Below are 14,515 nucleotides of genomic sequence, written 5' to 3' on the forward strand. Positions count from 1 at the left end.
GCATAGCGCAAACCGGCACGCCCCGGAATCGGCCTGTTCAGCCAGCGTCCGGGCGCTCCAGCGCGGCGGTTTCCGCCGCCAGCCCCGGCGCCAGCCAGCAGTGCGAGCCCACCGCGCGCAGCCCGGCGGCCTCGAACTGGCGGCGATACCAGCGCCCGGGCCGGGACTGGAAGCCGTCGTGGTCGCCTTCGTACTCGTCCTCGCGGGCAAAGGTCTCCAGGAAGGCGACGCCGCCGCACAGTTCCGCCAGTCCGGGCAGGCCGCGCCGCAGTTCGCGCGTGGACAGGTAATGCAGCACATCGGAGCAGATCAGCAGATCCACCGGCGGGCACGGCCGCAGATACTCGAAATCGGCGAACGCGGCCAGATGGAGATTTCGGCTGCGGCCGTAGCGCGCAATCGCGTACTCGCTGCTGTCAAAACCCAGGTAGCGCAGGCGCGGGCGCAGCTTGAGCAGCGGCGCCCGCCAGGCGCCTTCGCCGCAGCCGATGTCCAGCACGGTGCGGATCGGCCGCTCCAGGTAGTACTCGGCGGTGGCCACGGCCAGCGCCACCTTGCGCGCGAGCCGCTGCGGGCCGCCGATGTCGCCATCACGGTACCAGCGCTGGAAATAACGGGCGTCGTATTGTTTCATCCGGGCAGGTCGCATCATTCGAAGCCGCAAGGATCGCGGTTTGCGCGGCGGAGGAAAAGAGGCGCGCGGCGCGACCGCGGTTGGACAGCCATCGGCGTGATGGCGGAGAATCCGCCCACCCTTCGCCCGCACCGGAGTCCCGCGTGGACAAAGCCAGCCTTTATTTCTGGGTCAAGACCTTCCATCTCGTGTTCGTGATCGCGTGGATGGCGACGGTGTTCTACCTGCCGCGGATCCTGGTCAATCTCGCCGAGACGAAGGGCCAGGCCGATGTGCAGGCGCGGTTGCTGCTGATGGGGCGCAAGCTCTACCGCTTCGGCCACAACATGTTCGGCCTGGCGGTGATCCTGGGACTGGTGCTGTGGCTGGGCTACAAGGTGATCCCGGGTTTCCCGACCATGGCCGCGCCAGGCGCCGGCTGGCTGCACGCCAAGCTGACCCTGGTGGTGCTGGTGCTGGCGCACTTCATCATCGCCGGCCGCTGGCTCAAGGGCATGGAAAAGGGACGCACGCTGCCTTCCTCCTTCACCCTGCGGCTGTTCAACGAAGCGCCGGTGATCGTGCTGATCGGCATCGTCTGGCTGGTGCTGGCCAAGCCGTTCTGATTCGAACCGGACAGGAGCGCTCCCGGACCACGGACTTCCGCCGGGTAGCGGCGGACGGTTTTGCAGGAGCGACGTCAGCCGCGAGCTTTTCGACCGGCCCGCCACCAGCATGGCGAGTCGCGACTGACGTCGCTCCTACAAGAGAAGGAGTGCGTCGGCGACCGGTTGCGCAGGCTGTCTAGTGTAGGAGCGACGTAAGTCGCGAGCTTTTCGAACAGAGCACCACAAGCATCGCGAATCGCGACTGACGTCGCTCCTACAAGGGAAAACGCCCGGGGGCTGCCCGGGCGTTTCGTTTTACGGCTTCCTCTCGAATTCCGCGGGCTTCGGCAATTCCACCGGCACGCCCTCGGCGTTGCAGGTGTTGGCCGCGCACAGGCGCTGGCGCAGCTTCGGCGTGGCCTGCACAATGAAGTGATAGAGGGTGTTCTGCTCGACGGTGCCGCGCACCGCCTCGCTGCCCGGGCCAATCGCCCAGATGCCGACATCCTCGCCGCCATGCGATTCGGATTTCAGCGGCACCAGCGATTCCTGCAGATAGTCCGGATGCTCGGTGTCCACGGCGGTCAGGTCCGGGCGTCCCTCGCTGCTCTCGACGTTGCTGGGCGCATGGATGAAACGCTTGGGACCGGCCTTCTGCTGGTTGCTCTCGCCGGTGTAGCCGGGGCCGTTGGCGTAGCTGAGCGTGGTGAACGGCAGGCCGGTCTGATCGCGGGCCAGATCGCCGGGGACGTCATCCTCGCCGCCCTGGCCGCGGACCTTGCCCAGGATTGGATTGCCGCGCACCGGGTACCCGACGAAGTTCAACGTGTGCGAGTGATCGGCGGTGACCAGGATCAGGGTGTCCTCGCGCGAGGTCGCGTCCAGCGCCGCCTGCACGGCCTCGGACATGGCGATGGTCTCGTCGAGCGCACGGAACGCGTTGCCGTAATGGTTGGCGTGATCGATGCGCGCGCCTTCCACCATCAGCACGTAGCCGTCCTGGCCGCGCGAGAGGGTATGGATGGCGGCGCGGGTCAGTTCGGCCAGCGAAGGCTCGCCGGTGTCGCCGCGCGAACGATCATGGTCGAACTGCATGTGATCCGGCTCGAACAGGCCGAGCAGGCGCGGCGCGTCCTTGGCGGCTTCCAGCTGCTTGCGGTTCCATACGTACTGGCCGTCCGGATTGGCCTTCAGCCATTCGGCCGGCAGATCGCGGCCGTCCAGGCGCTCGCCGACCTTGTCGTCATATTCGGGATCACGCTGCTCGGTGCTGGTGAACTCGGCGCGGCCGCCACCCAGGGCCACGGTCGGGCCACGGCCGAAGCGGGAAGAGGTCAGCAGCTGCTGGGCGATGTCGCGGCAGCCCTGTTCCACCGCCGCCTTCGGCAGATCGGTGTCGTTCTCCCAGTTGCGGTCCGGCACGTGCGCGTAGGTCGCCGCCGGGGTCGCGTGGGTCAGGCGCGCAGTGGTGACGATGCCGGTCGCCATGCCGGCGCTGTCGGCCAGTTCCAGCCAGGTCAGCGCGGCCTTGCCCAGGCTGTCGGCGCAATCGTCGCGACGACCGGCGGTGACGCCGATGGCGCCCATGTGGGTCTTCACGCCGGTGGTGATGGCGGTCATGGTGCCGGCCGAATCCGGCGTCTGCGAATCGGTGTTGTAGGTCTTGCTGAAGGCGGTGTGCGGAAAGCGTTCCCAGCTCAGCAGGTTCTCCTCGCCCGAGCCGCCCTTGCGCTGGCCGTCGAGGATGCGCGCGGCGGCGACCGTGGTCAGGCTCATGCCGTCGCCGAGGAACAGGATGACGTTCTTCGCGCGTCCGTTCATGGCGCCGTTGGCGGCGGCGCGGGAAGCGCCGTTGCGGTACCACCAGGCCGGGGTTTCGCCGCCGGGATGGGCGACCACGGGCACATCGACGGTGGCGACGGCCGGAGAAGCGGAGGAGGAGGACGCGGGCGCCGTGGCGCAGCCGGCGAGCAGGGTGGCGAGGGACACGCCCAGGGCGGGCAGGACGGCGGTACGGCGCATCGGGGACTCCAGACAAGGCAACGCGGCATTATGACCCCGGCACAGTGTCCTGTTCATGACACATTGGCTTTCCAGCCATGCCGTCGCGTATGGCGCGGGCCTGGGCTATCGTTCCGGCTTCCGTGTTTTCAGGGCTGCCGATGAAGCTGGTCTCCGCGTGGTTGAAGATCCCGTTCTGGCAACGGGTGGTCGGTGGCTTCGTGCTCGGCGCGCTCGCCGGCTGGCTGATGGGGCCGGCGGCGGATACCTGGTTCGGTCCGCTCGGCACCTTGTACGTCACCCTGATCAAGATGATCGCGGTGCCGCTGGTGTTCTTCGCGGTGATCAACGCGGTGTCCAGCCTGCACGGGCAGCAATCGGTCGCGGCGCTGGGCGGACGGACCTTCCTGTGGTTCGTGATCACCGCGACGCTGGCGGTCGGCGTGGGCCTGGCGGTCGGCGTGATCGTCCAGCCGGGCGTTGGCGTGACCACGCTGCAGGTGGATCCCGGTTACGTGCCCAAGGACGTGCCCAGCCCGATCAAGGTGCTGCTGGACGTGGTGCCGTCCAATCCGTTCCACGCGCTGACCGGCATCGGCACCACCACGAACGCCGCGGGTGAAACCGTGCTGGCGGCGGGCAAGGGATCGATCCTGCCGGTGATCTTCTTCGCCGCGCTGCTCGGCTTCGCGATGGTCAAGCTGGGCGATCGCGTGGCCGCCGCGCGCAAGCTGGCCGGCGAGAGCAGCGAGATCATGATCCAGGTCACCCGCTTCGTGCTGGAAGTGACCCCGCTGGGCACGTTCGGCCTGATCGCCTCGCTGGTCGGCGCCTACGGTTTCGGCAAGCTGCTGCCGCTGGCCAGCTTCGTCGGCGCGCTGTACCTGGCCTGCGCCTTGCACATCGTGGTGACCTACAGCCTGCTGCTGCTCAGCCATGGCCTGAATCCGTGGAAATTCTTCCGCGGCGCCGCCTCGGCGATGCAGGTGGCCTTTGTCAGTTCCTCCAGCTTCGCCTCGATGCCGGCGGCGATCCGCGCGGTCACCCACAACCTGGGCGTGGACAGGAACTACGCCTCGTTCGCGGTGCCGCTGGGCGCGAGCATCAAGATGGACGGCTGCGGCGCGATCTATCCGGCGCTGTGCGCGGTCTTCATCTCGCAGTACACCGGGCATCCGCTGAGCGCGGATCAGTATTTCGTCGTGCTGATCGCCTCGGTGCTCGGCAGCTTCGGCACCGCCGGCGTGCCGGGCACGGCGGTGGTGATGGCCACGGTGGTGCTGACCGCCGCCCGCCTGCCGCTGGAAACCATCGGCTATCTGTATGCGATCGATCGCGTGCTCGACATGATGCGGACCATGACCAACGTGACCGGGCAGATGGTGGTGCCGGTGCTGGTGGCCAAGGAAACCGGACTGCTGGATCGCGCGACCTACGAGGCCGCGCCGACCAACCTGGGGCTGGAGGAGGGAGCCGGTTCCGATGAGCGCGCCGTCTGATCCCTACACGCTGCTCGAGCGGTTCCCCGGTGTCGACGACTTCCGCCGCCTACGCGCGGTGGCCGGCCTGTCGCCGAAAGCGCAGGCCGCCGCCGAACGCGGCCTGCCCAACACCCTGTACGGCGTCAGCATCCTGCATGAAGGCCGCGCCATCGGCATGGGCCGGATCATCGGCGACGGCGGCCTGTGCTTCGTGGTGGTGGACATCGCGGTCGAACCGGAGCACCAGGGCCGCGGCCTGGGCAAGCGCATCATGGCCGCGCTGGACGCCTGGCTGAAGGCGAACACGCTCGACACCGCCCATGTCTCGCTGATCGCCGACGGCGAGGCGAAACACCTCTACGCGCAATACGGCTTTGCCGACGTCGGACCGGCCTCGCTGGGCATGCATTACCTCGTCCGCCGTTGACGCAAGCGGGCCCGGCCATGACTTCCGGGCCGGGGCGGGCGGGACAGGCCGGCGTAGGCTGCGGGGACTCTACTGGGGAGATTCCCGATGCGCATCCGCACCGCCGCCGGTTTCCTGGCGGGCCTGTTGCTGGCGTTGCCGGCCATGGCCGCCGACGCCGACCACTGGACCGTCCCGGTCGCCGTCAAGAAACTCGACAACGGCCTGACCGTCGTCATTTCCGAGGATCACAGCTCGCCGGTGGTCGGCGTGAGCGTGGTCTACCACGTCGGCATGCGGCTTGAGCCGCGCAACCGCACCGGCTTCGCCCACCTGTTCGAACACCTGATGTTCCAGGGCACGCCGAACGCCAAGAAGGGCGTGTTCGACAGCGTGATCACCGGCGGCGGCGGCAACAACAACGGATCCACCCGCGCCGATTTCACCAACTACATCGAGACCGCGCCGGTGTCCTCGCTGGACGCGCTCCTGTGGCTGGAAGCGGACCGCATGAAGACCTTGGACTTCAACGCCGAAACGCTGAAGAACCAGCAGGACGTGGTGAAGGAGGAAATCCGCGTCAACGTGAAGAACCAGCCCTACGGCGGCTTCATGTGGATTGATATCGGCCAGCAGGCGTTCCAGAAGTGGGAGAACAACCACGACGGCTACGGCAGCTTCGAGGATCTGGAGAACGCCAGCCTGGAAGACGTGAAGGCCTTCCATCGCGACTACTACGGTCCCAACAACGCGGTGCTGGCGATTGCCGGCGATGTCACTCCGGAGCAGGGCTTCGCGCTGGCGCAGAAGTACTTCGGCGGCATCCCCGCGCGCGCCACGCCGGCCGCGCCGGATTACAAGGAAGGCCTCAACACGCAGGAAAAGCGCGTGCAGCAGAGCGACGCGCTGGCGCAAGTGCCGGCCATCGCCGCGGCCTGGAAGATGCCCGATCGCGGCAGCCGCGACCAGGCACCGATGGCGGTGCTGGGCGCGCTGCTCGCCAACGGCGACGCTTCGCGGCTGTACCAGGGTCTGGTCAAGGGCCGCGAACTGGCGCTCAACGTGGAGTCACTGTACGGCCTGACCAGCGAGTGGGAATACGACGGCCCCACGCTGTTCACCGTGTTCGCGCTGTACAAGCCCACCACCGATGCCGACACGGTGCTCAAGGGCATCGACGAGGAGATCGCCCGCATCGCGCGCGAAGGCGCCGATGACGCCACCCTGGCGCGCATCAAGACCCAGCTGCTGGCCGACTGGTACAACGGCCTGGAAATGTTCCTGAATCGCGCCGACACCCTCGCCAAGCTGCAGACCCTGTGGGGCGACGCGAACGTCGCCAACCAGATTCCCGGCTGGATCCAGGGCGTCACGTCCGACGACGTCAAGCGCGCCGCCGCCACCTACCTGACCCCGGCCAACCGCACCGTCATCGACCGCAAGCCCGCGGCGATGCTGGCGCCGGCGGCGAAGAAGGAATGAGGAGAATCCCGATGAGCCTGCACAAGACCGCGATTGCCCTCGCCCTGGCCACCCTGTTCGCCGGCGCGGCGCATGCCGCCGAACCGGTGTTGCCGAAGGATCTGCCGCCGTACGCGCCGGACAAGCCGTTGCCGGTGCCGCAGATCGAAAAGAAGACCCTGGCCAACGGCCTGGAAGTGTGGGTGGTGCCGCGCGACGGCATCCCCCGCGTGGACTACGTGCTGGCGGTGCGCAACGCCGGCCTGGCCGCGGACGCCGCCAACGCGTCGGGCTTCGCCAGCCTGTTCGCCGGCCTGCTGACCGAAGGCACCGCGCGTCGCGATTCGCGCGCCATCGCCGAAACCGCGCAGGGTTTTGGCGGCAGCATCGGCGCGGGTGCCAGCAACGACGGCGTCACCGTGTATGCCGACGCGCTCGCCAGCCAGGCCGCGCCGATGCTCGATCTGCTGGCCGAGGTCGTGCGCGAGCCGACCTTCCCCGAGAACGAGGTCAAGCTGGCGCAGGCCAATGCGACCCAGCAGTTGAAGGCGAACGAGGCGCAGCCGTCGTTCCGCGCCAACCGCGCGATGCTGGCGGCGGTGTACGGCGATCATCCGTATGCGCGCACCCAGCTCAGCGAAGCCGGCATCGCCGCGCTGGCCACGCCCGCGCTGCGTGCCGAGCACGCGCGTCGCTTCCATCCCCAACGCAGCCTGCTGGTCATCACCGGCCGGGTCACGCCGGCCGATGGCTTCGCGATGGCGGAGAAGGCGTTCGGCAGTTGGAAGGGCGCCAGCGGCGAAGTGGCGGATACCGCGGCCACTCCGCGCACCGCCACGCCGAAGTACGTGTTGCTGCAACGCGACGGCAGCGTGCAGTCCACCCTGCGCATCGGCCAGCCGGCGCTGGCTGCCACCGATCCTGACTACATCCCGCTGCAGCTCGCCCGCATCGTACTGGGCGGCGGTTTCAGCAGCCGGGTCAATCTCAACCTGCGCGAGGAAAAGGGTTACACCTACGGTGCGGGCACGCGCCTGTCCGCCTCCCGCGCGGGTGGCGATCTGGTATCGCAGGCCGATGTGCGCAACGAGGTCACCGGCGCGTCGCTGAAGGAGTTTTTCGGCGAATTCGATCGCATGCGCAACGAAGCCGTGCCGGCCAAGGAGCTTGACGACACCAAGCGTTACATCGCAGGCGACTATGTCCTCAGCAACCAGTTGCAGGGCGCGGTGGCGGGCACGCTGGCGAAGAACTGGCTGATCGGCCTGCCGTCGGATTTCCTCGGCCAGTACGTCCCGCGCCTGCGCCAGATCGACGCGGCCAAGGTGCAGGCGGTGGCGAAGCAGTATTTCGATCCGAAACAGCAGTCGATCATCGTGGTCGGCGACGGCAAGGCGATCGCCGAGCAGCTCAAGCCCTACGGTGCATTCCAGACGTCACAGAAGTAAACCGCAGGAAACGCAGTTCCCGTGTCATTCAAAGCCGGCCTCCGCGCCGGCTTTTTTTTGCGCGGCGGCAGGATGAACGGACACCGCGGACGCCGGACTGGCGTATCGTTGCCGTTCCATCCGAGGAGGTGCCCATGAGCGGCGAGCAGCGTGAACTGAATTTCCGTTTCCTGGCCCAGCCGACCGACGTCAACTACGGCGGCAAGGTGCACGGCGGCATCGTGATGAAATGGATCGACCAGGTCGGCTACGCCGCCGCGGTGGGCTGGAGCGGGCATTACAGCGTGACCGTGGCGGTGGGCGGCATCCGCTTCGTCGCCCCGATCCGCACCAGCGATCTGGTGACGGTATCGGCCAAGCTGGTCTACACCGGCACCAGCAGCATGCATTTCGCGGTGGACGTACGCGCCCGCGACCCGATGGGCGGCGAATCGCGCCTGTGCACTCATTGCATCATCGTGTTCGTGGCGCTGGACCAGGTCGAAGGCCGGCCCATCGCGGTGCCGGCGTGGAAGCCGGAGACGCCGGAGGACTGCCGCCTGGCCGAATACGCATTGAAGGTGATGGAACTGAGCAAGGGCATCGAGGAAACCGTGGCCCATTACCAGAGCACCGGCGCGACGGCCTGAAGCCCGAACGCCCTGTTGCAGGAGCGATGTGAGTCGCGACCGGAGCGCAAGGCGCGGCCGGACCCGGACAGGCGAGCGGCTTGTCGCTGCCGCGGTTCTGGATAACGTGCAAAGAGCTCGCGACTGACCTCGCTCCTACATTCCACATCGCGCAATGGGTGGGACGCGCGCGCAACGGCGTCCCGTAGGGTTTACATCGCGACGCGGCGGGCCTGCATGAAGCGCGGTGCCCAGTAGCCGCTCATCAGGGTGTCCACGCGCACGTCCTTGCCGGCGCTGGGGGAGTGCAGGAAGCGGCCTTCGCCGACGTAGATGCCGACATGATTGATCCGGCCCTTGCGGCCGAAGAACACCAGGTCGCCCTGCTTGAGCTCGTCACGGCTGGCAATCAGCTGGCCGTTGGCCTGCGAGGCCATGTCACGGGACACGCGCGGCAGTTCGATGCCCAGCGCGGTGCGGAACACGTAGCCGACCAGGCCGCTGCAGTCGAAACCGCTGTCCGGCGAGGTGCCGCCCCAGCGGTAGGGCGTACCCATCAGGGTCAGCGCGCGCTTGAGTACCGTCTGGATCTTGCCGCCCTCGTCCTTGACCACGCCTTCCTGGCTGAGGTCATAGCCGGCCAGGAGGCGGCTGAGGTCGCCGGCCACCATGGTGGAACGGTCCAGCAGCGGCAGGCTGTCGCTGGCGGCCAGGCGGGGCAGGAGGGCGGTGAGCGTGGCGGTGGCGGCTTCGGCCGCCTTTTCCTTGATGCTGAACGAGGCCGGCTTGGCGGCTTCGCGGGAAGCGGATTCCGGAGCGACCGCCGTGGCGGTTTCCGCGGAATCGGCCTCGACCGCATCGGCGGTCGGCACATGCTGCTGGGCCCAAGCGGGGACGCCCGCGGCGGCCAGCAGGACCAGGGAAAGGAATCGGGTCACGCCCCGCGGAATGCGGTGGGTGGCGGCGGGCTGGCCTGGCGGCAGGTCGTCGGTCGTCACGCGGGGTCGGGAAAAATGCGAAGCGGCAATAGTGCCGTCATATCGCCTCGATTTGGTTCACAAATCGTTATTTATTCGTTAATGATCCCGGGCCTGGGTCACAGAAGTGGCCTGCTTCAGTGCAGAACCCGTTTGGCGCCGGTGTAGTGGTCGCGCCAGTAGCTGCCGTCCAGATGGTCCAGCCGGACCGTGCCGCCGGTACTGGGGGCATGCACGAACCGGCCTTCGCCGACGTAGATCCCGACATGGCTGACGCTGCCGCGGCTGCCGAAGAACACCAGATCGGCCGGGGCCAGCTTGCGCGGCTCGATGCGCGGCCCCTGGACCCGGGAAAGTTCGCCCGAGGTGCGCGGAAGCTTCAGGTCCAGCATGTCGCGGAAGACGTAGGCGACCAGCCCGCTGCAGTCGAACCCGGATTCCGGAGTGTTGCCGCCGTAGCGGTAGGGCGTGCCGACCAGGCCGATGGCCCGCATCAACACGGCATTGGCGGCGGCCGGGTCCTCGGCCTCGACCCGCGGCCATTCGCGGACGGGCGGCGGCGGCGAGCGGCGGACGGTTTCCTTGCCGCCGCCGCAGCCGGCCAGCAGGGCCGTCAGCAACAGCGCGGCCAGGACGACGGCGTGGGGGACCGCGGGTGGCGGCGGGGCGTCCAAGCCGGGATAATGCACGGTCTTCATTGCGGCGCATCTTCGCCCGCAATCCACCTGGCCGACAAGCCACCACGCCTGCCGCCGGCAGCCCATATTCCAGAGTCCTGAATGAAAATCGCAAAAGACAGCGTCGTCCGTTTCCACTACACCGTCTCCGAGGTCGGCCAGGAGCCGCTGGAAACTTCGAAGGACCGCGAGCCGCTCGCCATCCTGATCGGCCACGGCAACATCATCCCGGGCCTTGAGAACGCGATGCAGGATCGCGAGGCCGGCGAGAGCTTCAGCGTGGACGTGACCGCCGCCGACGCCTACGGCGAGCGCCGCGACGGCCTGAGCCAGCGCGTGCCCAAGAAGCACTTCGGCACCCAGAAGCTGGTGCCGGGCCAGCAGGTCGTGTTGAACACCAACTTCGGCCCGCGTGCCGTGACCATCCAGAAGGTTGGCATGAGCGTGGTCGACGTGGACCTGAACCACCCGATGGCCGGCAAGGACCTGCATTTCGACGTCGAAATCGTCGAAGTGCGCGAAGCTTCGCCGGAAGAAGTCGAGCACGGCCACGTGCATGGCGACGGTGGCCACCACCACTGAGTGGACGATTCCGCCATCAGCAATGGAACGGCCCGCGCGAGCGGGCCGTTTTCGTTTCCGGCCTGGGGCGGGCGGTTCAGGGGGCGGGCGTCGCGCCGTCCGCGGGTTCGGGAATGACGGCGATGGCGTCCACTTCGACCCGCACGTCCGGCTGGAACAGCGCCTGCACGCCGACCAGCGCGCTGGCGGGCGGGCGCTCCGGATCAATCCAGCGATCCCGCGCCGCGCGTATCGCCGGCAACTGCGCGGGGTCGAAATCGCGGACATAGATCGTCAATCGCGCCACGTGGGAGAAATCGCTGCCCGCCGCGCGCAGGGTGGCGTCCAGGTTGCGCATCACCTGTTCCATCTGCGCTTCCAGCGAACCTTCCACCACGCTGCCATCCGCACGCAGCGGGACATGGCCGGACAGCAGCAACAGCTTGCCGCCGTCGATGCGCATGGCCTGGGAGACGTTGGGGATGGTGGCGCCGGGGGGATTGACGGCTTGCAGCATGGTGTCGGGCTCCTGGGCGAACAGGGAGAGGGAATGTCCGGCGAGCAGCGCCGCCAGACCGAAACAGATGCCGCCAGATTTCATTCGTTCGTCTCCGTCAGTGCGTGGATGACCTCGCCACTGGGCATGGCGTGGCCGAAATGATGGACAACCTCGTCGAGCACGTGGGTACGCTGGGCGGTATTGAACGCCGCGCTGGCGTCGTCGACCAGGATGACTTCATACCCCAGGTCATGTGCGGCGCGCAGCGTCGATTCGACGCAGACGTGCAACGCGAAGCCGGCGATGAGCAGGGTCTTGATGCCCCGGTTGCGAAGGTAGCTGTCCAGGTTGGAACCGGCGAAGGCGCTCGCGCCCAGGCGGCCGCCGACGACGAACTCTCCGGGAACCGGCTGGAAGGGACCGAAGAAATCCGCACCGGTGCCGCGGAACGTCCCCACGCGGGGAATGGCTTCGCGCAGGCCATGGCGGGCCTGTCCGAGTTCCGGGTGTCCGGGCTCGAAACGCAGCCCCGAATGGATTATCGGCAGGCCGGCGGTGCGGGCCGCGTCGAGCAGATGGGCGCCGGCCGTGACGGCATCCGCGAGTTGTGCGCGATCCTGGACCAGGCCATTGAGCTTGCCATCCGCAGCCAGCCATTCGTTCTGGAATTCGATGAGCAGCAGGGCGGTCTGTCCTGCCTGATGGCGTTGCCGCAGCGCCTCCGCGTTGGCGGCGCGAATGCCTGCCGATGCGGAGTCGGTCAATGCCGCGCACAGGACCGTGGCGCCGAGCAGGGCCTGCCAAGGAAAAGGAATCATGGGGTGCTCCAGAGGGATTAGGACGGGAGCCGGCAGACTATTCAGTTCCATTTGTGCAGGATATGGGTGATTTTTGGATATCAGATTGCAGATTTGGAATCATGCTGGACGATCTCGCCCTCTTCATCGCCATCGTCGAAGCCGGCAGCCTCAATCAGGCGGCCAGGCGGCTGGACCTGCCCACGTCCACGCTGACCCGGCGCCTGCAACGGCTTGAGCAGGATCTGGGCTGCAGGCTGCTGCATCGAAGCGCCCGCCGGATGACCCCCACGGCCGAAGGCTGGCAGTACTACGAACGCAGTCGCCCGCTGGTGCATTCGTTGCAGCAGGCGATGGAGCAACTCGACGACAGCCTGCGCGAAGTGAAAGGGCTGTTGCGCGTGCTGGCTCCGGTCAACCTGGCCAATGGCGTGTTCGCCGACGCCTGGAGCGGATTCCTGTCGCGGTATCCCCAGGTCCGGCTGGAGTTGCAGCTGAGCAACCAGACCCAGGACCTGCATGCCAGCCATGCCGATCTCGCCATCCGTACCGGCGAGCAGCCCGATTCACAGCTGCAGCAGCGCAAGCTGGGCGAGGTGGGTGTCAGGCTGGTGGCATCGCCCGTCTATCTCCGCGATCATGCGCCGCCGGCCACGCCCGCCGATCTCCATGCGCATGACATCGTGGTGGCCGAACCGCTGGCACTCTGGTCGTTCCGCCATCGTGACAGCGGCGAACGCTTCGAATTCAGTCCCGCCGGACGCCTGCGTGTCAACGATCTGGGCTTGGCGGTCGATGCCGCCCGCAAGGGCATGGGCATCCTGATGTGTCCGCTGAACGCCTGCCAGGCGTGGCTGGCCGAGGGAGAACTGGTGGAAGTACTGGCGGACTGGCAGCTGCCTGCGCGCGCGGTGTACGCGGTATGGGCGCAACAGCGCTATCTGCCCGCCCGCGTGCGCGCGCTGGTCGAACACCTCGCCGGATTCGCCAGCGGGCAGGCCCTGCTCCGCTCCCGCTGAAAGTGGTGGATGCGCCCCCGGTCGGACATGCTTTAATGCCGACCGGATCCAGGGAGGAAGGACATGAACGCCATACCGGCGAATGCAGATGCGCGGCTGCGGCCGGTCGCGGCCAGCGAGCGCATCGAAACCATGGATGTGCTGCGCGGTTTCGCGCTGGTGGGCATCCTGCTGATGAACATCGAGGGCATGGCGGGGCCGCTGTTCGCCTCCTTCTCCGGGCTTGACCCCGCCCTGAGCGGCGCCGACCGGGTTGCAGACGCGCTCATTTACATCTTCGTGCAGGGCAAGTTCTACACCCTGTTCTCGCTGTTGTTCGGCATGGGGTTCGCGGTGATGTCCAGCCGCGCCGAAGCGCGCGGGCAGCCATTCGCGGGCGTGTACTGGCGGCGCAGCCTGGTGCTGCTGGTCATCGGCGCGATCCACGGCCTGCTGATCTGGTCGGGCGATATCCTGCTGATGTACGCGCTGCTGTCGTTCCTCCTGCTGGCGTTCCGCAATGTATCGACCCGATGGTTGCCATGGCTGGCCGGCCTGGCCTACGTCGCATCGTCGGGCATGATGATGCTGATCGGCCTGCTGGGAACGGTCTCGCAACTGGATCCCGCCGCGGCCGCGCAGTGGAACCAGGAAATGGCCAAGGCGGGCGCGGAAATGAACGCCATGCTGGAGGCCCAGCGCCACGCGTATGGCAGCGGCACCTACCTGGAAGCCGTCGCGCAGCGGGCCCGGGATGTCGGCTTCATGTTGAGCAACCTGTTGTTCATCGGCCCCACGGTGTTCGGCATGTTCCTGTTCGGCACCTGGTTCGTGAAGAGCGGCGCCATCGCCGCACCGAACGGGCATCCGCGGCTGTTCGCATTCCTCCGCTGGGGCGCGCTGCCGCTGGGACTGGCCCTGATGTTGTTGTCGTTCCGGATGGAGCCCACCTCGCGTTTCGACAACATCAACCTGCATTCCTCGTCGGCCTTCGCCGCAAGCTCGATCGGCAGCATGCTGATGGCCTTCGGCTACCTGGGCTGGATCGTGAAGGGCGTGCAATCGGCGGCGAGCGCGCCGCTGCTGCATTGGCTGGCGCCTGCCGGCAGGATGGCGCTGACCAACTACCTGATGCAGTCGATCGTGTGCACGTTGATCTTCAACGGCTACGGCCTGGGCTATCTGGATCAGCTGTCACGCGCCTGGCAGGTGCCGTTCGTGTTCGGCCTGTTCCTGATCCAGGTGCTGTACAGCCGCTGGTGGCTGTCGCGTTTCCGTTTCGGTCCGGCCGAATGGGTCTGGCGGTCACTGACCTATCTGCGCGCGCAGCCGATGCGTCCCAGTCCGGTTTCGGCTTGATCGACCCCCAAGGAAAACGGC

15 protein-coding genes are annotated in these 14,515 nt (G+C 67.4%); 9 read left to right on the forward strand and 6 right to left on the reverse strand.

The window, feature by feature from the left end:
• Positions 1-37: 37 nt before the first annotated feature.
• Complete coding sequence (locus AC3DE2_RS15685) at positions 38-634, reverse strand: class I SAM-dependent DNA methyltransferase (protein WP_295380285.1); 597 nt, start codon at positions 632-634, stop codon at positions 38-40.
• A 143-nt stretch (positions 635-777) separates the two neighbouring features.
• Between AC3DE2_RS15685 and AC3DE2_RS15690 the strand changes: the two genes are divergently transcribed.
• Complete coding sequence (locus tag AC3DE2_RS15690; RefSeq protein WP_488426965.1) at positions 778-1,239, forward strand: CopD family protein; 462 nt, start codon at positions 778-780, stop codon at positions 1,237-1,239.
• A 297-nt stretch (positions 1,240-1,536) separates the two neighbouring features.
• Here AC3DE2_RS15690 and AC3DE2_RS15695 read toward each other — a convergent pair whose 3' ends face one another.
• Positions 1,537-3,243, reverse strand: a complete 1,707-nt coding sequence (locus AC3DE2_RS15695; RefSeq protein ID WP_488426966.1) for an alkaline phosphatase family protein — start codon at positions 3,241-3,243, stop codon at positions 1,537-1,539.
• A 140-nt stretch (positions 3,244-3,383) separates the two neighbouring features.
• Between AC3DE2_RS15695 and AC3DE2_RS15700 the strand changes: the two genes are divergently transcribed.
• The 5 genes from AC3DE2_RS15700 (at position 3,384) to AC3DE2_RS15720 (ending at position 8,647) form a co-directional block, all read left to right on the forward strand.
• A complete protein-coding gene (locus AC3DE2_RS15700; RefSeq protein ID WP_488426967.1) occupies positions 3,384-4,721 on the forward strand; it encodes a dicarboxylate/amino acid:cation symporter in 1,338 nt (445 codons plus the stop codon).
• Positions 4,705-5,130, forward strand: a complete 426-nt coding sequence (locus AC3DE2_RS15705) for a GNAT family N-acetyltransferase (RefSeq protein WP_295380299.1) — start codon at positions 4,705-4,707, stop codon at positions 5,128-5,130. The genes AC3DE2_RS15700 and AC3DE2_RS15705 overlap by 17 nt, the downstream gene beginning before the upstream one ends.
• An 87-nt stretch (positions 5,131-5,217) precedes the next feature.
• Positions 5,218-6,591, forward strand: a complete 1,374-nt coding sequence (locus AC3DE2_RS15710; RefSeq protein WP_295380307.1) for a M16 family metallopeptidase — start codon at positions 5,218-5,220, stop codon at positions 6,589-6,591.
• A gap of 11 nt (positions 6,592-6,602) precedes the next feature.
• Entirely contained in the window at positions 6,603-8,018 is a 1,416-nt protein-coding gene (locus AC3DE2_RS15715; RefSeq protein ID WP_488426968.1) for a M16 family metallopeptidase, read from the forward strand.
• Positions 8,019-8,152: 134 nt separating this feature from the next.
• Positions 8,153-8,647 (forward strand): acyl-CoA thioesterase, encoded by a 495-nt coding sequence (locus AC3DE2_RS15720; protein WP_295380321.1) that lies wholly within the window; start codon positions 8,153-8,155, stop codon positions 8,645-8,647.
• A 191-nt stretch (positions 8,648-8,838) separates the two neighbouring features.
• Here the strand turns inward: AC3DE2_RS15720 and AC3DE2_RS15725 are convergent, their stop codons facing one another.
• Together AC3DE2_RS15725 and AC3DE2_RS15730 are read right to left on the reverse strand one after the other, a co-directional pair.
• Positions 8,839-9,624 carry a C40 family peptidase gene (locus AC3DE2_RS15725; protein ID WP_488426969.1) on the reverse strand — a complete coding sequence of 262 codons (786 nt, stop codon included), beginning with the start codon at positions 9,622-9,624 and terminating at the stop codon, positions 8,839-8,841.
• A 116-nt stretch (positions 9,625-9,740) separates the two neighbouring features.
• Positions 9,741-10,301 carry a C40 family peptidase gene (locus tag AC3DE2_RS15730; RefSeq protein ID WP_488426970.1) on the reverse strand — a complete coding sequence of 187 codons (561 nt, stop codon included), beginning with the start codon at positions 10,299-10,301 and terminating at the stop codon, positions 9,741-9,743.
• Between the two features lie 81 nt (positions 10,302-10,382).
• Here AC3DE2_RS15730 and AC3DE2_RS15735 point away from each other — a divergent pair, with 81 nt between their 5' ends.
• Positions 10,383-10,862 (forward strand): FKBP-type peptidyl-prolyl cis-trans isomerase, encoded by a 480-nt coding sequence (locus AC3DE2_RS15735; protein WP_295380369.1) that lies wholly within the window; start codon positions 10,383-10,385, stop codon positions 10,860-10,862.
• A 76-nt stretch (positions 10,863-10,938) separates the two neighbouring features.
• On the opposite strand, the gene AC3DE2_RS15740 is transcribed toward AC3DE2_RS15735, so the two are convergent.
• Positions 10,939-11,442 (reverse strand): RidA family protein, encoded by a 504-nt coding sequence (locus AC3DE2_RS15740; protein ID WP_295380399.1) that lies wholly within the window; start codon positions 11,440-11,442, stop codon positions 10,939-10,941.
• A complete protein-coding gene (locus tag AC3DE2_RS15745) occupies positions 11,439-12,158 on the reverse strand; it encodes a cysteine hydrolase family protein (protein ID WP_488426971.1) in 720 nt (239 codons plus the stop codon). Before AC3DE2_RS15745 ends, AC3DE2_RS15740 begins: the two co-directional genes overlap by 4 nt.
• 101 nt (positions 12,159-12,259) lie before the next feature.
• On the opposite strand from AC3DE2_RS15745, the gene AC3DE2_RS15750 reads away from it, so the two are divergent.
• Together AC3DE2_RS15750 and AC3DE2_RS15755 are read left to right on the forward strand one after the other, a co-directional pair.
• A complete protein-coding gene (locus AC3DE2_RS15750) occupies positions 12,260-13,156 on the forward strand; it encodes a LysR family transcriptional regulator (RefSeq protein ID WP_488426972.1) in 897 nt (298 codons plus the stop codon).
• A gap of 63 nt (positions 13,157-13,219) precedes the next feature.
• Positions 13,220-14,494, forward strand: a complete 1,275-nt coding sequence (locus AC3DE2_RS15755; RefSeq protein WP_488426973.1) for a DUF418 domain-containing protein — start codon at positions 13,220-13,222, stop codon at positions 14,492-14,494.
• The last annotated feature ends 21 nt before the right edge of the window (positions 14,495-14,515 follow it).

The organism is Pseudoxanthomonas sp. 68-E7 (genome assembly GCF_057773145.1).